A 24,955-nucleotide genomic window follows, 5' to 3' on the forward strand; every position below is an offset into this window, starting at 1 on the left:
CCCTTTCGCGGGTAAACCCGCTCCTACACGGTGGTGGACGTACATCGGGGTTGGACACAGGCCGTTGTAGGAGCGGGTTCACCCGCGAAGAGGCCGGAACAGCACTACACCTTTCCCTGCAAATCCGAAGACCCGGCCCTCGCGCCGGGTTTTTATTTCATCACCTTTTTCTTGAAGTGATTCTATTTATCACTTAATAATGAATATCATTATCCAGTAACCCGGCGATGATGTTCATGAAATCCGTCCTCCGCGAACTGCCCTACCTGGAAAACTGGCGCTGGCTCAGCCGGCGCATTCGCTGTGCGCTCGACCCCGACGAGCCGCGCCTGATCGAGCATTACCTGGCCGAAGGCCGCTATCTGGTGTGCTGCACCGAAACCTCGCCATGGACGGTGGCGCTGACAGCGTTTCGCCTGCTGCTGGATACCGCCTGCGATCGCATGCTCCCCTGGCATTGGCGTTGTCTGTGCCTGGACCAGGCGTGGCGCCCTCTGCTGGACCTGCGCAACCTCGACCGCCAGGAACAGAACCAACGCTGGCAACCCTACGCCTTGCAGTTGGCCAATTGCCGTCTGCTGCCTTCGATTTCTCCCGATGAACTGATGCAAGGATTTGATGATGAGTGATACCCGTATCGAGCGTGACAGCATGGGTGAGCTGCAGGTGCCGGCCCAGGCCCTCTACGGCGCCCAGACCCAGCGCGCGGTCGACAACTTCCCGATCAGCGGCCAGCGTATGCCGGCCCAGTTCATTCGTGCCTTGTTGCTGGCCAAGGCCGCTGCGGCCAAGGCCAACGTCGAACTGGAGCAACTGTCTGCCGGGCAGGGCCAGGCTATCGTCAAGGCTGTCGAGCAATTGCTGGCCGAGGACTTCATCCAGCACTTCCCGGTGGATGTGTTCCAGACAGGCTCTGGCACCAGTTCGAACATGAACGCCAATGAGGTGATCGCCACCTTGGCTACCCATGTACTGGGTGAGGCGGTCAATGCCAATGACCACGTCAACTGTGGCCAGAGCAGCAATGACATCATTCCGACCACCATCCATGTCAGCGCCGCGTTGGCCCTGCACGAGCAGTTGCTGCCAGCCCTGGCGCACCTGGTACAGGTGATCGAGGTCAAGTCGGCACAAGTACATCAATACGTGAAGACCGGTCGTACTCACCTGATGGACGCGATGCCCGTGCGCATGAGCCAGGTGCTGGATGGCTGGGCTGCGCAGATCAATGCTGCCAAGTCGCACATCGAAGGTGTGCTGCCGCACTTGCAGGCGCTGGCCCAGGGCGGAACCGCCGTGGGTACCGGCATCAACGCCCATCCGCAGTTCGCTGTCGGTTTCGCTCGCCAGCTCAGTGGCCTGACCAAGGTCGAGTTCACGCCCGGCCAGAACCTGTTCGCACTGATCGGCTCGCAGGACACTGCCGTGGCTTTGTCTGGCCAGCTCAAGACCACCGCTGTGGCGTTGATGAAAATCGCCAACGATCTGCGCTGGATGAACTCCGGCCCGCTGGCCGGTCTGGGCGAAATCGAGCTGCAAGCTCTGCAGCCGGGCTCTTCGATCATGCCAGGCAAGGTCAACCCGGTGATCCCGGAGGCCACTGCCATGGTCGCCGCCCAAGTGATTGGCAACGACGCGACCATCGCCGTCGCAGGTCAAGCCGGTAACTTCGAGCTGAACGTGATGCTGCCGGTGATCGCCCGCAACCTGCTGGAAAGCATCGAGCTGATGGCCAATGTCAGCCGCTTGCTGGCCGACAAAGCCATCGCCAGCTTCAAGGTCAACGAAGACAAACTCAAGGAAGCCCTCGCGCGCAACCCGATTCTGGTCACGGCGTTGAATCCGATCATCGGCTACCTCAAGGCCGCCGAAATCGCCAAGACCGCCTACAAGCAGGGTCGTCCAATCATCGATGTGGCGCTGGAGCACACCGACCTGTCCCGCGACCAGCTTGAAGCGCTGCTGGACCCGGAAAAACTCACCGCCGGCGGTATCTGACACTGCGTCACCGCCCAGGAGACAACCATGCAGCACTGGAAACGCACCACGGAAACCGCCAACCGCCTATTCGAACAAGGCGAACTGGTGGACGCCCGGGAACACTACCTGCAAGCCTTGGCGTTGGCCCAGGTGCTGTTCGAGCGCTGGCATGACGTGGACGAAGCGGTGGCTGCATTCGTCATCGCCCACCACAACCTGGCTGACCTGCACCTGCGCCTTGACCAGCCGCATGAAAGCGCCGACTACCTGTGCGCTGCTCACCAGCGACTGCTGCAGGCCTGCCAGGAAGTGCGCCTGCCTCAGGGGCTGCGTGATGCAGCCTTGCGCCACAGTGCGCGCACTTACACCGAGCTGCTGAGTTTCATTGCCGAGTATGGCCAGTACCCGCGTACCGAGCGCTTGCTCAACCGCCACAGCGCCGGGGCCAGCGAGCTCGCTGCCAAGCCGGATGTAACACCTAGAACCCATGCCTACGGAATTCACTGACATGCCCCATACCTTGCCTGCATTGCCATACGCCTACGATGCGCTGGAACCACACATTGATGCCCAGACAATGGAAATCCACCACACCAAGCATCACCAGACTTACGTGAACGGCCTCAATGCCGCCCTCGAGGGTACCGAGTGGGCCGAATGGCCGGTGGAAAAACTGGTCGCTGCCGTCAAGCAACTGCCGGAAAACCTGCGTGGCGCCGTGACCAACCACGGCGGTGGTCACGCCAACCACAGCCTGTTCTGGACTGTCATGTCGCCTCAGGGCGGTGGCGAGCCTGTGGGCCAGCTGGCGCAAGCCGTCACTGCACAACTTGGCGGCTTCGAGGCTTTCAAGGAGGCTTTCACCAAAGCCGCGTTGACCCGCTTCGGCAGCGGTTGGGCCTGGCTCAGCGTGACGCCGCAAAAAACCTTGATGGTGGAGAGTAGCGGCAACCAGGACAGCCCGCTGATGCACGGCAATGCGCCGATCCTGGGCCTGGACGTGTGGGAGCACGCGTACTACCTCAAGTACCAGAACCGTCGTCCGGAATACATCGGTGCCTTCTACAACGTCATTGACTGGGTGGAAGTTGAACGTCGTTACCTTGAAGCCCTGAAGTGAGTCGGATCGGTATGCGCTCTGAGGTGATGTCTGTCAGCAGTGTGCGCCTGTTCCGCCTGGCGCTTGGTACTTTGCTTTTGCTGGCTGGCGCCGCGTTACTGGTGGCGCGCGGCCTCGCCTGGTTAGACCTCGACCCGCGCATGCTGCGCGCCCTGGAGGGCGGTGCTTTATGCGCACTGGGTACGGCACTGGGCGCAGTACCGGTACTGGTCATTCGCAATATGCCCGTGGCGCTGGCGGATACGCTGTTGGGCTTCGGTGCTGGCGTGATGCTGGCGGCCACCGCGTTTTCCCTGATCATGCCGGGCCTGGCGGCGGCTCAGTCTATTGGCTTCAGCCCTTGGGGGGCAGGTGGCCTGGTCAGTTTTGGCCTGATGTTCGGGGCGTTGTGCCTGTTCCTGGTCGACCTCAAGGTATCCTGGGCTTCGCCGGAAGCGCTGGTGGGCACGGCAAACCAACCGGTGATTGCAGCGCGCATCTGGCTGTTCGTGATTGCCATCATTGCCCACAACATCCCCGAAGGTATGGCCATTGGTGTGTCGGCCGGGGGTGGCATGGCCGACGCCGACAGCCTGGCCATGGGCATTGCCTTGCAGGATGTGCCTGAGGGGCTGGTGATCGCGCTGGTGCTGGCAGGGGCGGGCATGCCGCGCTTCAAGGCCTTCCTGATCGGCGCAGCCTCAGGCTTGGTCGAGCCGCTGGCGGCGTTGATCTGTGCCTGGCTGGTGAATGTTGCCGAACTGCTGCTGCCGCTGGGGCTGGCCTGTGCAGCGGGGGCGATGTTGCTGGTGGTCACCCAGGAAATCATCCCCGAATCGCGCAGCAACGGCCATCATCGTCTGGCCAGCCTTGGGCTGTGTACAGGCTTCTGTCTGATGATGGTGATGGATACCGCGATGTCCTGACCTGGTGCAAGCGCAGGTTTGCGAGGCCTATTCGCCTTCGTCAAAGAAATTGTTGATCAGCTCGACCAGCGCGTCCATGGCGTCGCTGTCCTGCTCGCCCTCGGTATGCAGGTGCACCTGGGTGCCTTTGCCTGCGGCCAGCATCATCACCGCCATGATGCTCTTGCCATCCACCAGCTTGTCCGGGGCGCGACCCACCCGTACCTGGCAGGGGAAGCGGCCGGCCACACCGACGAACTTGGCTGCCGCCCGGGCATGCAGACCCAGCTTGTTGATGATGGTGATTTCGCGGGCGGGCATCTGGGGCGGATCCTTGGGCTAGAGGTCGCGATGGCGGACCTGGACGTTTTTCAGGGTTTGCTGCAGCTGTCGACCAAGGCGCTCGGTGATGTACACCGAACGGTGATGTCCGCCGGTGCAGCCGATGGCAATGGTTACGTAGGCGCGGTTGCTGGCAGCGAAGCGGGGCAACCATTTGAGCAGGTAGCTGGAGATGTCGTTGTACATATCTTCGACATCCGGTTGTGCGGCCAGGTAGTCGATCACGGGTTGATCGAGGCCCGAGTGCTCACGCAGTTCCGGTTTCCAGTAGGGGTTGGGCAGGCAGCGCACGTCAAAAACCAGGTCGGCGTCGACCGGCATGCCCCGTTTGAACCCGAACGACTCGACCAGAAACGCTGTGCCAGGCTCGGGCTGGTTGAGCAGGCGCAGCTTGATCGAGTCACGCAACTGGTACAGGTTCAGATTGGTGGTGTCGATCTTCAGGTCGGCCAGGTCGGCAATTGGCCCCAACAAGTCGCTTTCCACGCGGATCGCTTCCGCGAGCGAGCGGTTGGCGTTGGTCAGGGGGTGCCGCCTGCGGGTTTCCGAGAAACGCTTGAGAAGGACCTCTTCATCGGCATCCAGGTACAACACGTCGCACTGGATGTGCCGTGCGCGGGCTTCTTCAAGCAGCTCGGGAAAACGCATCAGGTGGCTGGGCAGGTTGCGCGCGTCGATCGAAACCGCCACCTTGGGCTGCAGCAATTCGGTGTTGATCAGTGCATTTTCCGCCAACTGCGGCAGTAGCCCGGCGGGCAGATTGTCGATGCAATAGAAACCGCTGTCTTCCAGGACATCGAGGGCGGTGCTCTTGCCGGAGCCGGACCGGCCGCTGACGATGATCAGGCGCATGTTCAGTGCTCGTTCTGTACGTCCAGGACAACCTGGAACAGGGCCTCGTTGCTGGTGGCCGCACGCAGTCGATCACGGACCTCCTTGCGATCGAGCATGCTGGCGATCTGACGCAGAAGTTCAAGGTGGGCATCGGTGGCCGCTTCGGGTACCAGCAGCACAAACAGCAGGTCCACCGGCGCGCCATCGATGGCGTCGTAATCGATAGGCGCTTCCAGGTGCAGCAGGGCGCTGACTGGCGCGGAGCATCCTTCAAGCCGGCAGTGTGGGATGGCGATGCCATTGCCGAAACCGGTAGAACCGAGCTTTTCCCGGGCTACCAGTTTTTCGAAGACGTCCTGCATCTCCAGTTCTGGCACTTGGTCGGCGATGACAGTGGCGACCTTTTCCAGGGCGCGCTTCTTGCTGCCTCCCGGCACGTTCACGAGGGAACGGCCGGGGGTCAGGATGGTTTCAAGTCGGATCATGGATGAGGGGGATCAGCGGGCAGCTGCACCTTGCAGCAGGCTTTGCTGTTTTTCCTTGTGTTTTTTCAGTTGGCGGTCGAGCTTGTCGGCCAAGGCGTCGATCGCTGCATACATGTCTTCGTGTTCGGCGTTGGCTACCACTTCGCCGCCGGGAATCTGCAGGGTCGCCTCGACCTTCTGCTGAAGCTTCTCGACTTTCATGATTACCTGCACGTTGGTGATCTTGTCGAAGTGACTCTCCACGCGGGCGAGCTTTTCAAGCACGTAATCGCGCAGTGGCTGGGTGACTTCTACATGCTGTCCACTGATATTGACTTGCATACAGCTTCTCCTTTGTTGCCCGTGCATAAAGAGGCAGGTCTTGCACCTGCCACGAAAACGCTGTGGCACATCTCAGGGGCTACATCAGTCGCTTGCGTTCGCTCGACGGTGCGATGCCGAGGGACTCGCGGTACTTGGCGACGGTGCGACGGGCTACCTGGATGCCTTGTGCCTCCAGTAAACCAGCGATCTTGCTGTCACTCAATGGCTTTTTCTGATTTTCCGCCGCAACCAGTTTCTTGATGATCGCGCGGATCGCCGTGGACGAGCATTCTCCGCCTTCGGAGGTGCTGACATGGCTGGAGAAAAAGTATTTCAGTTCGTAGATGCCACGCGGGGTGTGCATGTATTTCTGCGTGGTAACCCGCGAAATGGTCGATTCGTGCATGCCTACGGCTTCGGCAATGTCATGCAGTACCAACGGCTTCATCGCTTCGTCGCCGTGGTCGAGGAAGCCGCGCTGGTGCTCGACGATCTGCGTGGCAACCTTCATCAGGGTTTCGTTACGGCTTTGCAGGCTCTTGATGAACCAGCGCGCTTCCTGCAGCTGGTTGCGCATGAAGGTGTTGTCGGCGCTGGTGTCGGCACGGCGCACGAAGCCGGCGTATTGTGGGTTGACGCGCAGGCGTGGGATGGCTTCCTGGTTCAGTTCTACCAGCCAACGGTCGCTGTCCTTGCGCACGATGACGTCGGGCACCACGTACTCGGGCTCGCTGGACTCGATCTGCGAACCAGGGCGCGGGTTAAGGCTTTGCACCAGTTCGATGACCTGGCGCAGCTCGTCTTCCTTGATTTTCATCCGCCGCATCAGCTGGCTGTAGTCACGGCTGCCGAGCAGGTCGATGAAATCGGTGACCAGGCGCTTGGCTTCGGTCATCCACGGAGTTGTAGCGGGCAGCTGGCGCAGTTGCAGCAACAGGCATTCGCCGAGGTTGCGGGCGCCAACGCCAGCCGGCTCGAACTGCTGGATGCGGTGCAGTACCGCTTCGACCTCGTCCAGTTCGATATCCAGCTCCGGGTCGAAACCGGCGCAGATTTCTTCGAGTGTGTCTTCCAGGTAGCCCTGGCCGTTGATGCTGTCGATCAGGGTCACGGCAATCAAGCGGTCGGTGTCGGACATCGGTGCCAGGTTCAACTGCCACAGCAGGTGGCTTTGCAGGCTTTCGCCGGCCGATGTGCGCGTGGTGAAGTCCCATTCGTCGTCATCGTTGCTCGGCAGGCTGCTGGCGCTGGTCTGGTAGATGTCTTCCCAAGCGGTATCGACCGGGAGCTCGTTGGGGATGCGCTCGCTCCACTCACCGTCTTCCAGGTTGTCGGCGCTGACGGTGCTTTCCTGGAAACTGTTGTCCTGAACTTCGGCGGCCGGCTTGTTCTCGGCGTTGTCGGCCATCGGGTCGCTGTTGTCGAAGTCTTCGCCGTCTTCCTGACGTTCGAGCATCGGGTTCGACTCCAGCGCTTCCTGGATTTCCTGTTGGAGGTCCAGGGTAGAAAGCTGGAGCAGGCGGATGGCCTGTTGCAACTGAGGTGTCATCGTCAGTTGCTGGCCCATTTTTAGGACGAGCGATGGTTTCATGGCAGGGGCTTAATACCTTGTTCGCCGGCGCGCATGCGCCATCCACTACACGAGGGCGCCGAAGCGCCAGATCAAGCAAGTTTTATGCCTTAAATTGTAGCGTTTGCCTAGAGTACAGTAACAACTTTACCCGCAGTTTCAGGGCTGTTTGCCAGTACTTCAGGCGCGTGCCGGGTCAGAGGCGGAACTCGTGACCCAGGTAAACTTCTTTGACCAGTTCGTTTGCCAGGATGGTTTCAGCGTCACCTTCGGCGATCAGTCGGCCATCGTTGACGATATAAGCGGTTTCGCAGATGTCCAGGGTTTCACGCACGTTGTGGTCGGTAATCAGTACGCCGATACCTTTGGCCTTGAGGTGGTGGATGATCTGCTTGATGTCGCCGACCGAAATCGGGTCGACACCGGCGAACGGTTCGTCCAGCAGGATGAACTTGGGTGCGGTCGCCAGGGCGCGCGCAATTTCGACGCGGCGGCGTTCACCACCAGACAGGCTCATGCCGAGGTTGTCCCGGATGTGGCTGATGTGGAACTCCTGCAGCAGGCTTTCCAGCTCTTTGCGGCGGCCGTCCCGATCGAGGTCCTTGCGGGTCTCGAGGATGGCCATGATGTTGTCGGCGACCGACAGCTTGCGGAAGATCGAGGCTTCCTGCGGCAGGTAGCCGATTCCGGCACGGGCGCGGCCGTGCATGGGCTGGTGGCTGACATCGAGGTTGTCGATCAGTACCCGGCCCTGTTCGGCCTGGACCAGCCCGACAATCATGTAGAAGCAAGTGGTCTTGCCGGCGCCGTTGGGGCCGAGCAGGCCGACGATCTGGCCGCTGTCGATAGACAGGCTGACATCACGTACTACCTGCCGCCCCTTGTAGCTCTTTGCCAGGTGCTGGGCTTTGAGGGTTGCCATTTACTCGGCCTTCTTCTTGGGCTGGATCACCATGTCGATGCGCTGACGGGGTGTTGTCACATTGCCACCGCGACCGGCGGTCGCCACCTGGGTCTGGGTGTTGTAGACGATCTTTTCGCCTTCGGTGGTATTGCCTTCGCTCTCGACCTTGGCGCGGTCGGTGAGAATGACCAAGTCCTTCTGCGACTGGTACTGGATGGTTACGCCCCAGCCTTTCATCTTGTCCGGCTTGGCTGCGCTCTGCTGCTGCTCGAAGTAGGCCAGGTTGCCCACCGAGGTCACTACGTCGATATCGCCAGAGGCGGAGCGGGTAATGGTCACGGTGTTGCCTTTGATCATCATAGAACCCTGAGTGATGATCACGTCGCCGGTGTAAGTGGCCACGCCTTGCTTGTCATCCAGGTGAGCGTTGTCGGCCTGGATGCGGATAGGCTGGTCACGGTCGTTCGGCAGGGCGAGGGCGCTCGCGCTTCCCAGTGCTGCGCTCAGGCTGAGCAAAAGGGGGAGGGTTTTAACGAGCCTCATACTGTCCTCTTACGTTAGAGAGCAAGTCCATCTTGCCTTCTTTCAAATACGCTTTCATGCCTTTGCCCGTAGTGGTGCCTCCGGCGCCGTCGATTCTAACGGCTTGCTCGGTCTGCGCATATTGCTTCTGCGGGAACACGGTCATGCGTGAGCTGGTGATGATGGTTTCACGCTGCTTTTCATCGGTGCGGGCAATCCGCACCTTGTCGATCAGTTCGACCTCGGTACCGTCAGGATTGACCTCGGCGCGCGTGCTCTGCACATGCCACGGGTACTCGGTGCCGCGGTACAGGTGCAGGTCCGGTGTGGTCACCTGGGTGATTTCGCTGGTCTTGAGGTGTTCGATCCTGTCGGCGGTCATTTCGTATTGCAGCTTGCCGTCGGGCAGGAACTGCACGCTGTGGGCGTTGATCGCGTAGTAATCGATGGCGCTTTCGTCGACCTGGGTCACGGGCTTGTCGAGGAAGCTCTCCGGGCTGACATTCCAGTAGCCAATGGCTACCAACAGGGCGGCTATCGCCCCCAGCAGCACAATGTTTCGGGCTTTCTTGCTGAGCATGGGCAGCCTTACAGGTAGTTGGCGTTGGCAGAGTCCAGGGTGCCCTGGGCCTGCATGATCATTTCGCAGAATTCACGGGCCGCGCCTTCGCCGCCACGTGCCTGGGTCACGCCGTGGGCGTGCTGGCGTACGAACGGTGCGGCGTTGGCTACGGCCATGCCCAGAGCCACCCGGCGAATCACCGGCAGGTCGGGCAGGTCGTCGCCCAGGTAAGCCACTTGATCATAGCTTAGGCCCAGTTCGGCGAGCAGGCCGTCAAGCACCACCAATTTGTCCTCCCGGCCTTGGTAGAGGTGCGGGATACCGAGGTTCCTGGCCCGGCGTTCGACCACGGGGGTCTTGCGCCCGCTGATGATCGCGGTGGTCACGCCCGAGGCCATGAGCATCTTGATGCCCTGGCCGTCGAGGGTATTGAACGTCTTGAATTCGCTGCCATCCTCGAGGAAGTACAGGCGCCCGTCGGTGAGCACGCCGTCCACGTCGAACACTGCCAGCTTGATGCCTTTGCCGCGTTGCATGAGGTCCTGGTTCATTCCATCGCTCCTTTACATTACGCCGGCGCGCAGCAGGTCATGCATGTTCAGGGCGCCGGTCGGGCGGTCTTCACGGTCCACCACCACCAGGGCGTTGATCTTGTGGTCTTCCATTATCTTCAGGGCTTCGGCGGCGAGCATGTCGGCACGCGCAGTCTTGCCATGAACGGTCATGACCTGGTCGATCAGGGTGGTGTGCACATCGATATTGCGGTCCAGGCTGCGGCGCAGGTCACCGTCGGTGAAGATCCCGGCCAGTTTGCCATCGGCTTCGACGATCACGGTCATGCCCAAACCTTTGTGGGACATTTCCAGCAGCGCGTCCTTGAGCAGGGTGCCGCGTGGTACTTGAGGCAGGTCGTCGCCGGCGTGCATCACGTTCTCGACCTTCAGCAGCAGGCGGCGGCCCAGCGCGCCTCCCGGGTGCGAGAAGGCGAAGTCCTCGGCGGTGAAGCCGCGGGCTTCGAGCAAGGCGATGGCCAAGGCGTCGCCCAGTACCAGCGCTGCCGTGGTGGAGGAGGTGGGGGCCAGGTTCAGCGGGCAGGCCTCTTGTTCGACACGTGCGTCAAGGTTGACCTCGGCGGCCTGGGCCAGCGGCGAGTCCGGGTTGCCGGTCAGGCTGATCAGCTTGATGCCAAGGCGCTTGATGAACGGCAGCAGGGTGACGATTTCGGCGGTGCTGCCGGAGTTCGACAGCGCAAGGATGACATCATCACGGGTGATCATGCCCATGTCGCCATGGCTGGCTTCGGCCGGATGCACGAAAAACGCCGGTGTGCCGGTGCTGGCCAGGGTCGCGGCGATCTTGTTGCCGATGTGCCCGGACTTGCCCATGCCGACCACGACGACCCGGCCCTTGCTGGCCAGAATCAGTTCGCAGGCTTTGACGAAATTGTCGTCGATGCGCGCCAAAAGGGCCTCTACGGCCTCGAGTTCCAGGCGCAGAGTGCGTTGGGCGGATTGGATCAGCTCGCTGGATTGGCTCATGTCGAAAAAGCAATGCCTGATGAAAGGGCGACGATTATACGCGCAATGATGAAAACCCTCACCTCCTCGATTGTTGCAGTGAATACCACCAAAGCCTGTCCCGGGGCTGAACGACTGCTTGTCCGGCCTTGGGGCGGGGCTGTCAGCGGTGCTATAGTTCGCCGCTATTCGGCCTGTCAGGGGTGCGTGTGCCTTCCAGATGGAGGCCGGCGTCCATTAGGACGAGGCTGCATTAGCAAGGAGTCTAGATGAGTGTGGATAGCGCCTACGCGGTCGAGTTGAAGGGAGTAACCTTCAAACGTGGTTCGCGCAGCATTTTCAGCAACGTGGACATCAGCATCCCGCGCGGCAAGGTCACCGGCATCATGGGGCCATCGGGGTGCGGCAAGACCACGTTGCTCCGCCTGATGGGCGCACAGTTGCGCCCCTCGAGCGGTGAGGTATGGGTTGCCGGGCAGAACCTGCCGACGCTGTCGCGCAGCGACCTGTTCGACGCCCGAAAGCAGATGGGCGTGCTGTTCCAGAGCGGCGCGTTGTTCACCGACCTCGATGTGTTCGAGAACGTCGCGTTCCCGTTGCGCGTGCATACTCAGCTGTCGGACGAAATGATCCGTGACATCGTGTTGATGAAGCTGCAGGCCGTGGGCCTGCGCGGTGCCATCGACCTGATGCCCGACGAGCTGTCCGGTGGCATGAAGCGCCGTGTGGCGCTGGCCCGGGCGATTGCCCTGGACCCGCAGATCCTCATGTACGACGAACCGTTCGTCGGCCAGGACCCGATCGCCATGGGGGTACTGGTGCGCCTGATTCGCCTGCTCAACGATGCCCTGGGCATCACCAGCATCGTGGTTTCCCATGACCTGGCAGAAACTGCCAGCATCGCCGACTACATCTACGTTGTAGGTGACGGCCAGGTGCTGGGCCAGGGGACGCCTGATGAGCTGATGGGGTCGGACAATCCACGGATCCGCCAATTCATGAAAGGCGACCCGGATGGCCCGGTTCCCTTCCACTTTCCCGCGCCTGACTACCGCGCCGACCTGCTGGGGGCGCGTTGATGCGCAGAAAATCCTTACTCGAGCGTGTCCGCCTGCTGGGCCGCTCGGCAATCGACGTGCTGGCCGTGCTCGGGCGTTCGTGCCTGTTCCTGTTCCATGCGCTGGTCGGTCGCGGTGGTATTGGCGGCGGCTTCCAGCTGCTGACCAAGCAGTTGTACTCGGTGGGTGTGCTGTCGCTGGCGATCGTCGTCGTGTCCGGTGTGTTCATCGGCATGGTGCTGGCGCTGCAGGGCTACAGCATCCTGACCAAGTACGGCTCGGAGCAGGCGGTAGGGCAGATGGTCGCCCTGACCCTGCTGCGTGAACTTGGCCCGGTGGTAACGGCGTTGCTGTTCGCCGGGCGTGCCGGTTCCGCGCTGACCGCCGAAATCGGCAACATGAAGTCCACCGAGCAGTTGTCGAGCCTGGAAATGATCGGTGTCGACCCGCTCAAGTACATCGTTGCGCCACGCCTGTGGGCCGGTTTCATCTCGCTGCCGCTGCTGGCGCTGATCTTCAGCGTGGTCGGTATCTGGGGTGGCTCGTGGGTGGCGGTGGACTGGCTGGGTGTCTACGAGGGCTCGTTCTGGGCCAACATGCAGAACAGTGTTTCTTTCACTGACGACGTGCTCAACGGGCTGGTCAAGAGCGTGGTGTTTGCTTTCGTCTCGACCTGGATCGCCGTATTCCAGGGGTACGACTGTGAGCCCACCTCAGAAGGGATCAGCCGTGCAACCACCAAGACCGTGGTCTATGCCTCGTTGGCAGTGCTGGGTCTGGACTTTATTCTGACCGCCTTGATGTTTGGAGATTTCTGATGCAAAACCGCACCCTGGAAATCGGTGTCGGCCTGTTCCTCCTGGCCGGGATCCTGGCGCTGCTGCTGCTGGCCCTGCGTGTCAGCGGGCTGTCGGCCAGCCCGAGCAGCGATACCTATAAAGTTTATGCTTACTTCGACAATATCGCCGGTTTGACGGTCAGAGCTAAAGTGACCATGGCCGGTGTGACCATCGGCAAGGTTACCGCCATCGATCTGGACCGTGATTCCTACACCGGTCGGGTGACGTTGCAGCTGGACAAGTCGGTCGATAACCTGCCGACCGACTCCACTGCCTCGATCCTGACCGCCGGTTTGCTTGGTGAGAAGTACATCGGCATCAGCGTTGGCGGTGAAGACGAAGTGCTCAAGGATGGTGCAACCATCCATGACACACAGTCGGCACTGGTGCTGGAGGATCTGATTGGCAAGTTCCTGCTCAACTCTGTTGGCAAGGAACCGAAAGAAGCGCAACCGGCTAATTAAGGAGTACCCATGATTTCGATCCTGCGACGTGGCCTGCTGGTGCTGCTGGCGGCCTTCCCCCTGCTGGCCCTGGCTGTGCAGACACCGCACGAAGTGGTTCAAAGCACCACCAATGAACTGCTCGGCGACCTCAAGGCCAACAAGGAGCAGTACAAGTCCAACCCCAACGCCTTCTATGACTCGCTCAACCGCATTCTCGGCCCGGTGGTGGATGCCGACGGTATCTCGCGCAGCATCATGACCGTGAAGTACTCGCGCAAGGCGACCCCGGAGCAGATGCAGCGCTTCCAGGAAAACTTCAAGCGCAGCCTGATGCAGTTCTATGGCAATGCCTTGCTCGAATACAATAACCAGGGCATCACTGTCGACCCGGCTAAAGCCGATGACGGCAAGCGCGCCAGTGTCGGCATGAAGGTTACCGGCAACAACGGTGCCGTGTACCCCGTGCAGTACACCCTGGAGAACATTGGCGGCGAGTGGAAGGTGCGTAACGTGATCGTCAACGGCATCAACATCGGCAAGCTGTTCCGTGACCAGTTCGCCGATGCCATGCAGCGCAACGGCAATGACCTGGACAAGACCATCGACGGCTGGGCCGGCGAAGTGGCCAAGGCCAAGCAGGCTGCCGACAACTCGCCAGAGAAGAGCGTCAAATGAGTGAGGCCGCTGTAAGCATGGCAGAGCCAGGCGTGCTGCGTCTGACTGGCGTGCTGGACTACCGCAGCGGCCCGGCCTTGCGCAAGCAAGGCAAGGTGCTGATCGATGGCTCGCGCGAGCCGCGACTGGTGCTTGATTGCTCGGCTGTCGAGAAGTCGTCGAGTGTTGGCCTGTCGCTACTGCTGGCGTACATGCGGGATGCTCAGGCCACTGGCAAGGCGTGCGAGGTGCGTGGCATGCCTGATGATATGCGGGAAATTGCCGAGGTCTATGATCTCGATGAAGTGCTGGCAAGCTAGTGGCCAGGCACGGATGATGGCCCCTCGGTCAGCGAAGCCTTCGTTGGGCTTCGCAGGCGAGGGGCTTTTTTGTATGATGGCCGACCCGTGCGCATCGGGCGCCGATTGAGGTTGAGCATGCAGGCCGTAGAAGTTAAAAGCTTCCTTGAAGAGAAATTGCCGGGTTCCCGGGTCGAAGTTGAAGGCGAAGGCTGCAACTTCCAGTTGAACGTGATCAGCGACGAGTTGGCTGGCCTGAGTCCGGTCAAACGCCAGCAGGCGATCTATGCTCACCTGAATCCGTGGATCGCCAATGGCAGCATCCATGCGGTAACCATGAAATTTTTCAGCAGCGCAGCCTGGGCTGAGCGCACCTGAGCCAACTTGGCGGCGAGACTCCAATGGACAAACTGATTATTACTGGCGGCGCTCGCCTTGACGGCGAGATCCGCATTTCGGGCGCGAAAAACGCAGCCCTGCCGATTCTGGCAGCCACCCTGCTGGCCGATGGCCCGGTCACCGTGGGCAACCTGCCGCACCTGCACGACATCACCACCATGATCGAGCTGTTCGGGCGCATGGGCATCGAGCCTGTGATCGACGAAAAGCTGTCGGTGGAGATTGATCCACGCACCATCAAGACCCTGGTCGCGCCGTACGAGCTGGTCAAGACCATGCGCGCCTCGATCCTGGTGCTGGGCCCGATGGTTGCCCGTTTCGGCGAGGCCGAAGTGGCCCTGCCTGGCGGTTGCGCCATTGGTTCGCGTCCGGTCGATCTGCACATCCGTGGCCTTGAGGCCATGGGGGCGAAGATCGAAGTGGAAGGCGGCTACATCAAGGCCAAGGCGCCTGAAGGTGGCCTGCGCGGCGCGCACTTCTTCTTCGACACCGTCAGCGTGACCGGTACCGAGAACATCATGATGGCCGCTGCCTTGGCCAAGGGCCGCAGCGTGTTGCAGAACGCCGCGCGTGAGCCTGAAGTGGTCGACCTGGCCAACTTCATCAACGCCATGGGCGGGAACATTCAGGGCGCCGGTACCGACACCATCACCATCGATGGTGTCGAACGACTGGATTCGGCCAATTACCGCGTGATGCCGGACCGCATCGAGACCGGTACCTACCTGGTTGCCGCTGCCGTGACCGGTGGCCGCGTCAAGGTCAAGGACACCGACCCTACCATCCTTGAAGCCGTGCTTGAAAAGCTCAAGGAAGCGGGTGCCGACATCAACACCGGCGAAGACTGGATCGAACTGGACATGCATGGCAAGCGGCCGAAAGCCGTCAACCTGCGTACTGCCCCGTATCCGGCGTTCCCGACCGACATGCAGGCGCAGTTCATCTCGCTGAATGCCATTGCCGAAGGCACTGGCGCGGTGATCGAGACCATCTTCGAAAACCGCTTCATGCATGTTTACGAAATGCACCGCATGGGCGCGCAGATCCAGGTTGAAGGCAACACCGCCATCGTCACTGGCGTCAAGGCGCTGAAGGGTGCCCCGGTCATGGCCACCGACCTGCGTGCTTCCGCCAGCCTGGTGCTGTCGGCGCTGGTTGCCGAAGGCGATACCCTGATCGATCGCATCTACCACATCGACCGTGGTTACGAATGCATCGAGGAAAAACTGCAGATGCTCGGCGCGAAAATCCGCCGCGTACCGGGCTAGTACCCCGCGGGTGCAAGGACGCACCTTTTGAATTGAATGCGGCCAGGTCGATGACCTGGCCGGCAGCAGCCGCTTAAGGACCGACGTTCCAATGTTGACCATCGCGCTTTCCAAAGGCCGTATTCTCGACGATACCTTGCCGTTGCTCGCCGAGGCCGGCATCGTGCCGACCGAAAACCCGGACAAGAGCCGCAAACTGATCATCCCCACCACGCAGGACGATGTACGCCTGCTGATCGTGCGTGCCACCGACGTGCCGACCTATGTCGAGCATGGCGCTGCCGACCTGGGTGTGGCCGGCAAGGACGTGCTGATGGAGTACGGCGGCCAGGGCCTGTATGAGCCCCTGGACCTGCAGATTGCCCAATGCAAGCTGATGACCGCGGGCGTAGTCGGCGCAGCCGAGCCCAAGGGGCGCCTGCGTGTGGCCACCAAGTTCGTCAACGTAGCCAAGCGTTACTATGCCGAACAAGGTCGCCAGGTCGACATCATCAAGCTGTATGGCTCGATGGAGCTGGCGCCGCTGATCAACCTTGCCGACAAGATCATCGACGTGGTCGACACCGGCAACACCCTGCGTGCCAACGGCCTGGAACCCCAGGAACTGATCGCCACGATCAGCTCTCGCCTGGTGGTCAACAAAGCCTCCATGAAAATGCAGCACGCCCGTATCCAGAGCCTGATCGACACGCTGCGTGCAGCGGTCGAATCGCGACACCGCGGTTGACTCCTGCGCGCGACCTTCGCTGTCGCGCCCGTCTATCCGCGTCATAGCCATTTTTCTCGGGTGCCCGCGCGGATGGACTGGTAGCTTGGGATAGTGCGAAAAGTCGCCGAGCGGCGATCATGCAAGAACGAAAACAGGCGAGGAACGGCCGGGGTCGCGCCCGACTTTGCTGGTTGCAAATGAGCATACCGAGCCTGTTTTTAACGTAGCATGATCGTCGCGCAGGCACTTTTCGCACAATCCCCTAGGGCGCCTGAGCATTCGCTAATATTACGAGGCCCTCGCCATGACCGTGTCCACTGCAATTGCCCGTCTCAACGCCGCTGATCCGGATTTCGCCCGACATCTGGATCATCTGCTGAGCTGGGAAAGTGTGTCCGATGACGCGGTCAATCAGCGCGTGCTCGACATCATCAAGGCCGTGCGTGAACGCGGTGATGCGGCGCTGGTGGAATTCACCCAGCGTTTCGATGGTGTTGACGCCAAGTCGATTGACGACCTGATCCTCGATCGCGCGCGCCTGGAACTGGCGCTGACCCGTATTACCCCGGTCCAGCGCGAGGCCCTGGAAAAGGCCGCCAACCGTGTGCGCATTTATCACGAGCGGCAGAAGCAGGATTCCTGGCAGTACACCGAGGCCGACGGCACCGTGCTCGGCCAGAAGGTCACCCCGCTGGACCGTGCTGGCCTGTATGTGCCGGGCGGCAAGGCGTCGTACCCGTCGTCGGTGCTGATGAACGCCATCCCGGCCAAGGTTGCCGGCGTGACTGAAGTGGTGATGGTGGTGCCGACCCCGCGGGGTGAGGTCAACGAGCTGGTACTGGCGGCTGCCTGCATCGCTGGTGTCGACCGGGTGTTCACCGTCGGTGGCGCCCAGGCCGTGGCTGCGCTGGCCTACGGGACTGAAAGCGTGCCGCAGGTGGACAAGATCGTCGGCCCGGGCAACATCTACGTTGCCACCGCCAAGCGCCACGTGTTCGGCCAGGTAGGCATTGACATGATCGCCGGCCCCTCGGAAATTCTCGTGGTGTGCGACGGCCAGACCGACCCGGACTGGATCGCCATGGACCTGTTCTCCCAGGCCGAGCACGACGAAGACGCCCAGGCCATCCTGGTCAGCCCGGATGCTGCTTTCCTCGATCGCGTGGCTGCCAGCATCGACAAGCTGATGCCGACCATGGAACGTGCCGATATCATCGAGAAGTCGATCAATGGCCGTGGTGCGCTGATCCAGGTGCGTGACATGCAGCAGGCCATGGACGTGGCCAACCGCATCGCACCGGAGCACCTGGAGCTGTCGGTGGCCGACCCTCAAGCCTGGCTGCCACACATTCGTCACGCTGGCGCGATCTTCATGGGCCGCCACACCAGCGAAGCGCTGGGCGATTACTGCGCTGGCCCTAACCACGTGCTGCCCACTTCAGGTACCGCGCGTTTTTCGTCGCCGCTGGGGGTGTATGACTTCCAGAAGCGTTCGTCGATCATCTTCTGCTCCGAACAGGGCGCGTCCGAACTGGGCCACACTGCCTCGGTCCTGGCCCGTGGCGAGTCGCTGACCGCCCACGCCCGCAGCGCTGAATACCGTATTTTGACCCAAGAGAAGGGGAACTGAGCATGAGTCGATTCTGGAGCCCCTTCGTCAAGGACCTGGTGCCTTACGTGCCGGGCGAGCAACCCAAGCTGGCCCGCCTGGTCAAGCTGAACACCAACGAAAACCCCTATGGCCCGTCGCCCAAGGCGCTGGAGGCCATGCGCGGCGAGCTGAACGATAACCTGCGCCTGTACCCGGACCCGAACGGTGACCGTCTCAAGCAAGCGGTGGCCGAGTACTACGGCGTGACCCCGGCGCAGGTGTTTGTCGGCAACGGCTCGGACGAGGTGCTGGCGCACATCTTCCACGGCCTGTTCCAGCACGATGCGCCGCTGCTGTTCCCGGACATCAGCTACAGCTTCTACCCGGTCTACTGTGGCCTGTACGGCATTGCCTTCGAACAGGTGGCGCTGGATGAGCAGTTCCAGATCCGCATTGAGGACTACAAAAAGCCCAACGCTGGCATCATCTTCCCCAACCCCAACGCGCCGACCGGTTGCCTGATGCCGTTGCAGGCGGTGGAGGAGTTGCTGCAGGCCAACCGTGATTCGGTGGTGGTGGTGGATGAGGCTTACATCGATTTCGGTGGTGAAACGGCGATCAGCCTGGTGGACCGCTACGATAACCTGCTGGTTACCCAGACGCTGTCGAAGTCGCGCTCGCTGGCGGGGCTACGAGTGGGCCTGGCGGTGGGGCATCCGGACCTGATCGAGGCGTTGGAGCGGATCAAGAACAGCTTCAACTCCTATCCACTGGACCGTGCAGCTATCGTCGGCGCGGCGGTGGCGTTCGAAGACCGTGAGTACTTCGAGGAAACCTGCCGCAAGGTAATAGACAGCCGCGAGGTGTTGGTCGGTCAGCTGCAGGCCAAGGGTTTTGAGGTGCTGCCGTCGGCTGCCAACTTCATCTTCGCCCGCCACCCGCAGCAGGATGCCGGCGAGCTGGCGGCACGCTTGCGCGAGCAGGACGTGATCGTGCGTCACTTCAAGCAGCCGCGTATTGCCCAGTTCCTGCGGATTACCATCGGTACGCCGGAAATGAACCAGGCACTGCTGGATGCGTTGAGCTGACGTGTAGGAGCGGGTTTACCCGCGAATACGATAGCGGCGGCAGCGGCGAACGGTCGGTGGAAATTGGCCAGCAGGCCCGGCCCATTCGCGGGTGAACCCGCTCCTACCGGGGGGCTCAATAGCGGCGGTCTTCGATTACAAACGGCTTGGCTGCCGGCCTGTTGCGCACTGCCGCCGGTGTACCATCCAGTACCAGTGCATAATCGTTCTGCTTGTCCATCCCCTCCGGATCGGTCCATTGCTCGTCTCTGGCCGCAACCTGGGCAACCACATGGCCGTTCTTGATAATGGTCAGATAACCCTTGGCGTTACTGTTCCAGCGTAGCCGTCCTTTGTTTTCATCTGCCCGCGCCTTGCGCACGCCGGTATCACCCAGTAAAGGCGTGCCGTCCAATAGCCATTCCGGCTGCAGCTTGAGGCCCATGTGGCGCAGCACCGTGGGCGCTACCGAGGTCTGCGCGGGAAGCCCGTACAGACCGCCGGGCCCAGGCATTTCCACAGGAATGCTCAGCTCGGTCAGTTCCTGATTCAACGGTTTGTTGCTGGCGATGAAAATGCTCTTTTCCTGCTCCGAAGCGCCGCCATGGCCTTTGCCCCAATAGTCCCGGCCATGGTTGGTACTGACGAGTACCAGCCAGTCTTCCTGTGGGAACATGCGACGCCGCTGGTCTACCTTGTCCAATAGCCGTCCGATCTCGCTGTCGGCCTTGCGCAACGCCTGCGCATAGCGCTCACCATAACCCCTGTGATGGCCAATCTGGTCAGGTTCGTCCAGTTGAATGAACGTGAAATCAGCGGGTGTGTCGCCGAGGATCTGCAACGTTCGTTCGATCACCTGTTCATCTGGCAAGCCACTTTCGCGTACATCGGCGCCATGGGCGTCCTCCAGCAGAAATGCCGTGTTGATGGGCGACCAGTTGACGATGCTGGAGAGGTAGGCATTGGGGTAGGCCAGGCGTAGCCGCTTGAACAGGCTAGGAAACGCCGGGTTTATCCGTTGCGAGTCGTCGTCCGATTCAACGCCATGCTTGTCGCTCCACACGCCGGTCAGCAAAGTGATCCAGCCTGGGCCGCTCAAGGTGGGTTGCTCGCTGGCTTTACCATTGATCCCCCCGGCGTAAGCCTTGCCGTAGTGCAGCCGCTGTTTCAGGTTGGTCGCATCGCCCAATTGCAGGTACTGCTGCAATTGCACGCCGTCAAGGCCGATGAGCAAGGTTTTAGGGCGGCTCGGGTGCCGGGCCGGGTCACAGCCCGGCTGCAGGGCCAGGAACAGCAATAACAGCAAACTTGCCAGTCGCATGGGGTCGCATCCTTGAAAGCACGCAGCGAGCGTTGCAACAAAGTGGCATGCCCACAACTGGCAGAAATACCAGGTGGTTTACCTCTTTGCCTGCAATCCAGTAAGCTGCCTCAATTCGTCGGATGATTGGTTGAGTGGCATGAATACAGAGCTGACCAAGCGCTCCCTGGTGGAGTTGGCGGTAGAGCGCATGCGCGAATGCATCGTGTTGGGCGATTGGCAGGTCGGTCAGCGCCTGCCTACCGAGCCAGAGCTTGCCTTGCAGCTGGGCATCAGCCGCAACACCGTGCGTGAGGCCATGCGCGTGCTGGCGTTCAGTGGCCTGGTGGAAATTCGCCAGGGCGACGGCAGCTACCTGCGCACTGCCCAGGACCCGCTGCAGGCGGTGCACGCGATGTCCCGGTGTACGCCCGAGCAGGCCCGTGAAACCCGCCATATTCTCGAGGCGGAGGCCGTCGGGCTGGCGGCCTTGCGCCGTACCGATGCCGACCTGCAAGCGCTACGGGATGCCCTGGAAGGCAGTGCCGGGCATTTTCACGGCGATGTCGATGCCTATGTGGCCTGCGACCTGGTGTTCCACCAGCGGCTGGTCGATGCCGCCCACAACCCGGCATTAAGCGAGCTGTACCGTTACTTTTCCGGGGTCGTGGCTGCCGCTCTGCAACACAATATGGCCACCGTTCCGCGCTGCCAGGCCACGTTCGACTTGCATGGGCAGATCCTCGACGCCATCGAGCAACGTGACGCTGAACGGGCCAAGCGCCTGACCCGTATCCTCATTGAATCCTGAGACCGAGAAGGCCATGGCTGAATCCATCACCCGTAATTCCCCGTCGAACGAGCGGGATCTCGATGAGCTGCTGATCGACGCTGAAGCTGACGACGAACAGGTCCAGCAGCAGGCTGTGGTGTTGCGGCGGCCCTGGCTGTTGCTGCTGGGCCTGGTGCTGGTGGCCTTGAACCTGCGCCCGGCATTGTCGAGCATGGCGCCGGTGCTGGGCCAAGTATCTGAAGGCTTGGGGCTGAATGCTTCGCAGGCTGGCTTGCTGACCACCTTGCCGGTGCTCTGCCTGGGCCTGTTTGCTCCCTTGGCGCCGGTGCTGGCGCGGCGCTTTGGCAGCGAGCGGGTGATTCTTGGCATCCTCCTCACCCTGGCACTTGGCCTCGTGGTACGAAGTACCTTTGGGGCAATCGGGGTGTTCCTCGGCAGCCTGATGGCGGGGGCCAGCATCGGCATTATCGGCGTATTGTTACCCGGTATCGTCAAGCGCGACTTTCCACAGCACGCTGGCACGCTGACCGGTGTATACACCATGGCGTTATGCCTGGGCGCGGCCATGGCCGCAGGTGCCACCGTACCTTTGGCCCAGCATTTCGACGGCAGCTGGGCACTGGGGTTGGGCTTCTGGGTGCTGCCGGCTTTGCTGGCCATGCTGGTGTGGCTGCCACAGGCCCGTCAGGGGCATGGGCTGCACAAGGTGGCCTATCGCGTGCGAGGCTTGTGGCGTGACCCACTGGCCTGGCAGGTGACCCTGTATATGGGCCTGCAGTCATCACTGGCTTACATCGTGTTCGGTTGGTTGCCATCGATCCTGATCGGCCGCGGCCTCACCCCTACCGAGGCAGGTTTGGTGCTGTCAGGGTCGGTAATCGTGCAGTTGATCAGTTCGCTCAGCGCCCCCTGGCTGGCCACCCGCGGCAAGGACCAGCGGCTGGCAATCGTGGTGGTCATGTCGGGCACGCTGGCGGGGCTGTTCGGTTGCCTGTATGCGCCACTTTCCGGGTTGTGGGGGTGGGCCATTGTGCTGGGCCTGGGGCAGGGCGGTACCTTTGCCCTGGCGCTGACCTTGATCGTGCTGCGCTCGAAGGACGCCCACGTGGCGGCGAACTTGTCGAGCATGGCCCAAGGGGTGGGTTATACCCTGGCCTCGATGGGGCCTTTTGCGGTGGGGCTGGTGCATGACCTGACCGGCGGCTGGACGGCACTGGGTTGGATTTTTGCGGTGCTGGGCGTTGGCGCCGTGGTGTTCGGGCTGGGTGCCGGGCGGGCGCTGCATGTGCAGGTGACCTGCGAAAAAGTCTGAGGCCTGTTTTAGCAGTCCCGTCCTCGTGCCTGCCAAGAGGGCGGGACTGGCATAAGCCACCGGGGCAGATTATCGTGCAGTTTTCGAACCTAGGACGGACCAGCCCCCAATGAGTGATGCCAACCGCGCCCTGATCACCCGTTTCTACCAGGCTTTCCAGCGCCTGGATGCCGACGCCATGCTGGCCTGCTACAGCGACGATATCGTTTTCAGCGACCCGGTGTTCGGCACCCTGCGCGGCAAGGACGCAGGCGATATGTGGCGGATGCTCACCACCCGCGCCAAGAACTTCACCCTGACATTCGACAGCATTCGCGCAGATGAGCACAGTGGCAGCGCGCACTGGGTGGCTACCTACCTGTTCAGCCAGACCGGCCGTGTTGTGGTCAACGATATCCAGGCACGCTTTGTCATTCGTGATGGGCTGATTTGCCAGCATGACGACACCTTTGACCTGTGGCGCTGGTCGCGGCAAGCGTTGGGTGTTCCTGGAATGCTGCTGGGGTGGTCGCCGCTGATGCAGAACAAGGTCCGCCTGCAGGCATTCAAGGGGTTGCGCGCATTCCAGCAGGCCCAGGGTGAGTGAAGTCGTCGAACCTGCCATGGGTAAGCCCTGGTTTGTCTATCTGGTAAGGGCTGCCAATGGCTCGTTGTATTGCGGCATCAGCGATGACCCGCAGCGTCGGTTCGCCGCGCATCAGAAAGGGCAGGGCGCCCGCTATTTCAAGACCAGCCCGGCCCAGGCGCTGGTGTATGTGGAGCAGTGGCCGGACAAGAGCGCGGCGCTGCGCCAGGAGCGGTTGGTGAAACGGCTGCGCAAGTCGGCGAAGGAGGCACTGGTGGCCTCCTTTGGCGGCTTGGGGGAAATCAGTCCTTGCGGCGCTTCAGCTGATCCACCAAGGTTGTCGGCAGCCCCTTGATGATCAAGGTCCCCGCTGCTTCGTCATACTCCACCTTGTCCCCCAGCAGATGCGCCTCGAAGCTGATCGACAGCCCCTCGGCACGCCCGGTGAAACGGCGGAACTGGTTGAGGGTGCGTTTGTCAGCAGGAATTTCCGGCGACAGGCCGTAGTCCTTGTTGCGGATGTGGTCGTAGAACGCTTTGGGGCGGTCCTCGTCGATCAGGCTGGACAGCTCTTCGAGCGTCACCGGCTCGCCCAGCTTGGTCTGGGTGGTGGCGTACTCGACCAGGGTCTGGGTCTTTTCGCGGGCGGATTCTTCCGGCAGGTCTTCGCTTTCGACGAAATCGCTGAAGGCCTTGAGCAGGGTGCGGGTTTCGCCCGGGCCGTCGACGCCTTCCTGGCAGCCGATGAAGTCGCGGAAGTAATCCGACACCTTCTTGCCGTTCTTGCCCTTGATGAACGAAATATACTGCCTGGAGTTCTGGTTGTTCTTCCACTCCGACAGGTTGATGCGTGCTGCCAGGTGCAGCTGGCCAAGGTCGAGGTGACGGGAAGGGGTCACGTCGAGCTGGGCATTCACCGCCACGCCTTCGCTATGGTGCAGCAGGGCGATCGCCAGGTACTCGGTCATGCCTTGCTGATAGTGGGCAAACAGGATGTGGCCGCCGGTGGACAGGTTGGACTCTTCCATCAGCTTCTGCAGATGCTCGACAGCCACGCGGCTGAAGGCGGTGAAGTCTTTTTCTTCATCCAGGTACTGCTTCAGCCAGCCGCTCAGCGGGTAGGCGCCCGATTCGCCGTGGAAAAAGCCCCAGGCCTTGCCTTGCTTGGCGTTGTAGCTGTCATTGAGGTCGGCCAGGAGGTTTTCGATGGCATCGGAGGCAGCCAGTTCGGAGTCGCGAGCATGCAGCACGGCGGGGCTGCCATCGGGCTTTTTGTCGATCAGGTGAACGATGCAATGACGGATTGGCATGGAATTCTCGGCGAGCTGCAAAAGTTGCCAAGTTTAACCTAGACCTGAGGTGATGCAGTGGCCGTATGTTGGCAGATATGTCGGTTGTTCGTTTTTTGTTCAATTCTGTGTGTTTTCAGCTGAAACCCCCGAAAAACCTGCATTTAATCAAAGTGCGAAGCGGATATTTATCCATTCATGTGGTAGTTTTGCGCGGTCTTGCGCCCCTCGTGTGCGCATTGCTGGCAGCATGCTGTCGTCGTGTCGAACCAAACGCCGATTTTCGTATCTACATACGCAATTGGCGCGGCCCTCCATTTCAAGGGGCTGGCCCGATAACGTC

Annotated in this window: 31 protein-coding genes; 19 read left to right on the plus strand and 12 right to left on the minus strand. The window is 61.3% G+C overall.

The window, feature by feature from the left end:
* Nucleotides 1–227: 227 nt before the first annotated feature.
* The 5 genes from LU682_RS05035 to LU682_RS05055 are packed head-to-tail and all read left to right on the plus strand — an operon-like array spanning nucleotide 228 to nucleotide 4,005.
* Entirely contained in the window at nucleotides 228–629 is a 402-nt protein-coding gene (locus LU682_RS05035) for a hypothetical protein (RefSeq protein WP_012051310.1), read from the plus strand.
* Nucleotides 622–1,998: a class II fumarate hydratase gene (locus LU682_RS05040; protein WP_049586460.1), complete on the plus strand. Its 1,377-nt coding sequence runs from the start codon at nucleotides 622–624 to the stop codon at nucleotides 1,996–1,998. Before LU682_RS05035 ends, LU682_RS05040 begins: the two co-directional genes overlap by 8 nt.
* 27 nt (nucleotides 1,999–2,025) lie before the next feature.
* Nucleotides 2,026–2,487, plus strand: a complete 462-nt coding sequence (locus LU682_RS05045) for a DUF2753 family protein (protein ID WP_010952141.1) — start codon at nucleotides 2,026–2,028, stop codon at nucleotides 2,485–2,487.
* A 1-nt stretch (nucleotide 2,488) separates the two neighbouring features.
* Nucleotides 2,489–3,100: a superoxide dismutase gene (locus LU682_RS05050; RefSeq protein ID WP_014589823.1), complete on the plus strand. Its 612-nt coding sequence runs from the start codon at nucleotides 2,489–2,491 to the stop codon at nucleotides 3,098–3,100.
* An 11-nt stretch (nucleotides 3,101–3,111) separates the two neighbouring features.
* Complete coding sequence (locus LU682_RS05055) at nucleotides 3,112–4,005, plus strand: ZIP family metal transporter (protein WP_049586462.1); 894 nt, start codon at nucleotides 3,112–3,114, stop codon at nucleotides 4,003–4,005.
* A gap of 27 nt (nucleotides 4,006–4,032) precedes the next feature.
* Here the strand turns inward: LU682_RS05055 and LU682_RS05060 are convergent, their stop codons facing one another.
* The 10 genes from LU682_RS05060 to LU682_RS05105 form a co-directional block, all read right to left on the minus strand.
* A complete protein-coding gene (locus tag LU682_RS05060; protein WP_010952144.1) occupies nucleotides 4,033–4,305 on the minus strand; it encodes an HPr family phosphocarrier protein in 273 nt (90 codons plus the stop codon).
* Nucleotides 4,306–4,323: 18 nt separating this feature from the next.
* Nucleotides 4,324–5,178 (minus strand): RNase adapter RapZ, encoded by an 855-nt coding sequence (gene rapZ / locus LU682_RS05065; protein ID WP_010952145.1) that lies wholly within the window; start codon nucleotides 5,176–5,178, stop codon nucleotides 4,324–4,326.
* Nucleotides 5,179–5,180: 2 nt separating this feature from the next.
* Nucleotides 5,181–5,645, minus strand: a complete 465-nt coding sequence (ptsN, locus tag LU682_RS05070; protein WP_003255137.1) for a PTS IIA-like nitrogen regulatory protein PtsN — start codon at nucleotides 5,643–5,645, stop codon at nucleotides 5,181–5,183.
* Between the two features lie 12 nt (nucleotides 5,646–5,657).
* Nucleotides 5,658–5,966, minus strand: a complete 309-nt coding sequence (hpf, locus tag LU682_RS05075; protein ID WP_003255135.1) for a ribosome hibernation-promoting factor, HPF/YfiA family — start codon at nucleotides 5,964–5,966, stop codon at nucleotides 5,658–5,660.
* Nucleotides 5,967–6,045: 79 nt separating this feature from the next.
* Nucleotides 6,046–7,539: an RNA polymerase factor sigma-54 gene (locus tag LU682_RS05080; protein WP_003255133.1), complete on the minus strand. Its 1,494-nt coding sequence runs from the start codon at nucleotides 7,537–7,539 to the stop codon at nucleotides 6,046–6,048.
* 175 nt (nucleotides 7,540–7,714) lie between these two features.
* Complete coding sequence (gene lptB, locus LU682_RS05085) at nucleotides 7,715–8,440, minus strand: LPS export ABC transporter ATP-binding protein (protein ID WP_010952146.1); 726 nt, start codon at nucleotides 8,438–8,440, stop codon at nucleotides 7,715–7,717.
* Nucleotides 8,441–8,965: a lipopolysaccharide transport periplasmic protein LptA gene (lptA, locus tag LU682_RS05090; RefSeq protein WP_003255131.1), complete on the minus strand. Its 525-nt coding sequence runs from the start codon at nucleotides 8,963–8,965 to the stop codon at nucleotides 8,441–8,443.
* On the minus strand, nucleotides 8,952–9,524 hold the full coding sequence (lptC, locus tag LU682_RS05095) for an LPS export ABC transporter periplasmic protein LptC (RefSeq protein ID WP_010952147.1): 573 nt from the start codon (nucleotides 9,522–9,524) through the stop codon (nucleotides 8,952–8,954). The genes lptA and lptC overlap by 14 nt, the downstream gene beginning before the upstream one ends.
* An 8-nt stretch (nucleotides 9,525–9,532) precedes the next feature.
* Nucleotides 9,533–10,057 (minus strand): KdsC family phosphatase, encoded by a 525-nt coding sequence (locus tag LU682_RS05100; protein ID WP_010952148.1) that lies wholly within the window; start codon nucleotides 10,055–10,057, stop codon nucleotides 9,533–9,535.
* Between the two features lie 12 nt (nucleotides 10,058–10,069).
* The gene (locus LU682_RS05105; protein ID WP_010952149.1) at nucleotides 10,070–11,044 is read right to left on the minus strand and encodes a KpsF/GutQ family sugar-phosphate isomerase; all 975 of its coding nucleotides are present in this window, start codon (nucleotides 11,042–11,044) and stop codon (nucleotides 10,070–10,072) included.
* A gap of 248 nt (nucleotides 11,045–11,292) precedes the next feature.
* On the opposite strand from LU682_RS05105, the gene LU682_RS05110 reads away from it, so the two are divergent.
* The 10 genes from LU682_RS05110 to hisC all read left to right on the plus strand — a co-directional run bounded on the left by LU682_RS05110 (nucleotide 11,293) and on the right by hisC (nucleotide 19,374).
* Nucleotides 11,293–12,102, plus strand: a complete 810-nt coding sequence (locus LU682_RS05110) for an ATP-binding cassette domain-containing protein (RefSeq protein ID WP_010952150.1) — start codon at nucleotides 11,293–11,295, stop codon at nucleotides 12,100–12,102.
* Nucleotides 12,102–12,899, plus strand: coding sequence for a lipid asymmetry maintenance ABC transporter permease subunit MlaE (gene mlaE / locus LU682_RS05115; RefSeq protein WP_020192840.1), 798 nt, complete (start codon nucleotides 12,102–12,104; stop codon nucleotides 12,897–12,899). Before LU682_RS05110 ends, mlaE begins: the two co-directional genes overlap by 1 nt.
* On the plus strand, nucleotides 12,899–13,384 hold the full coding sequence (gene mlaD / locus LU682_RS05120; protein WP_010952152.1) for an outer membrane lipid asymmetry maintenance protein MlaD: 486 nt from the start codon (nucleotides 12,899–12,901) through the stop codon (nucleotides 13,382–13,384). Before mlaE ends, mlaD begins: the two co-directional genes overlap by 1 nt.
* A 9-nt stretch (nucleotides 13,385–13,393) precedes the next feature.
* Nucleotides 13,394–14,041, plus strand: coding sequence for an MlaC/ttg2D family ABC transporter substrate-binding protein (locus tag LU682_RS05125; protein ID WP_010952153.1), 648 nt, complete (start codon nucleotides 13,394–13,396; stop codon nucleotides 14,039–14,041).
* Nucleotides 14,038–14,340: an STAS domain-containing protein gene (locus LU682_RS05130; RefSeq protein ID WP_010952154.1), complete on the plus strand. Its 303-nt coding sequence runs from the start codon at nucleotides 14,038–14,040 to the stop codon at nucleotides 14,338–14,340. The genes LU682_RS05125 and LU682_RS05130 overlap by 4 nt, the downstream gene beginning before the upstream one ends.
* A 117-nt stretch (nucleotides 14,341–14,457) precedes the next feature.
* Nucleotides 14,458–14,697: a BolA family protein gene (locus LU682_RS05135; RefSeq protein ID WP_003255121.1), complete on the plus strand. Its 240-nt coding sequence runs from the start codon at nucleotides 14,458–14,460 to the stop codon at nucleotides 14,695–14,697.
* Between the two features lie 23 nt (nucleotides 14,698–14,720).
* Nucleotides 14,721–15,986, plus strand: coding sequence for a UDP-N-acetylglucosamine 1-carboxyvinyltransferase (gene murA / locus LU682_RS05140; protein WP_003255119.1), 1,266 nt, complete (start codon nucleotides 14,721–14,723; stop codon nucleotides 15,984–15,986).
* Between the two features lie 91 nt (nucleotides 15,987–16,077).
* Complete coding sequence (gene hisG / locus LU682_RS05145; protein ID WP_010952155.1) at nucleotides 16,078–16,713, plus strand: ATP phosphoribosyltransferase; 636 nt, start codon at nucleotides 16,078–16,080, stop codon at nucleotides 16,711–16,713.
* 286 nt (nucleotides 16,714–16,999) lie between these two features.
* Nucleotides 17,000–18,325, plus strand: a complete 1,326-nt coding sequence (hisD, locus tag LU682_RS05150; protein ID WP_010952156.1) for a histidinol dehydrogenase — start codon at nucleotides 17,000–17,002, stop codon at nucleotides 18,323–18,325.
* Nucleotides 18,326–18,327: 2 nt separating this feature from the next.
* A complete protein-coding gene (hisC, locus tag LU682_RS05155) occupies nucleotides 18,328–19,374 on the plus strand; it encodes a histidinol-phosphate transaminase (protein ID WP_060488967.1) in 1,047 nt (348 codons plus the stop codon).
* Between the two features lie 115 nt (nucleotides 19,375–19,489).
* On the opposite strand, the gene LU682_RS05160 is transcribed toward hisC, so the two are convergent.
* Nucleotides 19,490–20,674: an alkaline phosphatase family protein gene (locus tag LU682_RS05160; protein ID WP_049586468.1), complete on the minus strand. Its 1,185-nt coding sequence runs from the start codon at nucleotides 20,672–20,674 to the stop codon at nucleotides 19,490–19,492.
* 139 nt (nucleotides 20,675–20,813) lie between these two features.
* Between LU682_RS05160 and LU682_RS05165 the strand changes: the two genes are divergently transcribed.
* The 4 genes from LU682_RS05165 (at nucleotide 20,814) to LU682_RS05180 (ending at nucleotide 23,678) form a co-directional block, all read left to right on the plus strand.
* Nucleotides 20,814–21,464 (plus strand): FadR/GntR family transcriptional regulator, encoded by a 651-nt coding sequence (locus LU682_RS05165; protein WP_010952159.1) that lies wholly within the window; start codon nucleotides 20,814–20,816, stop codon nucleotides 21,462–21,464.
* Between the two features lie 13 nt (nucleotides 21,465–21,477).
* Nucleotides 21,478–22,758: a CynX/NimT family MFS transporter gene (locus tag LU682_RS05170; protein WP_049586471.1), complete on the plus strand. Its 1,281-nt coding sequence runs from the start codon at nucleotides 21,478–21,480 to the stop codon at nucleotides 22,756–22,758.
* 109 nt (nucleotides 22,759–22,867) lie between these two features.
* Nucleotides 22,868–23,344, plus strand: a complete 477-nt coding sequence (locus tag LU682_RS05175; protein ID WP_010952161.1) for a nuclear transport factor 2 family protein — start codon at nucleotides 22,868–22,870, stop codon at nucleotides 23,342–23,344.
* Nucleotides 23,337–23,678: a GIY-YIG nuclease family protein gene (locus LU682_RS05180; RefSeq protein ID WP_049586473.1), complete on the plus strand. Its 342-nt coding sequence runs from the start codon at nucleotides 23,337–23,339 to the stop codon at nucleotides 23,676–23,678. Before LU682_RS05175 ends, LU682_RS05180 begins: the two co-directional genes overlap by 8 nt.
* Here the strand turns inward: LU682_RS05180 and yejK are convergent.
* Nucleotides 23,626–24,633 carry a nucleoid-associated protein YejK gene (gene yejK, locus LU682_RS05185; RefSeq protein WP_010952163.1) on the minus strand — a complete coding sequence of 336 codons (1,008 nt, stop codon included), beginning with the start codon at nucleotides 24,631–24,633 and terminating at the stop codon, nucleotides 23,626–23,628. The two genes, LU682_RS05180 and yejK, sit on opposite strands and share 53 nt — an antisense overlap.
* Between the last annotated feature and the right edge of the window lie 322 nt (nucleotides 24,634–24,955).

Origin of the sequence: Pseudomonas alloputida, assembly GCF_021283545.2 — a bacterium.
In the GTDB taxonomy this organism is placed as follows: Bacteria; Pseudomonadota; Gammaproteobacteria; order Pseudomonadales; family Pseudomonadaceae; genus Aquipseudomonas; species Aquipseudomonas alloputida.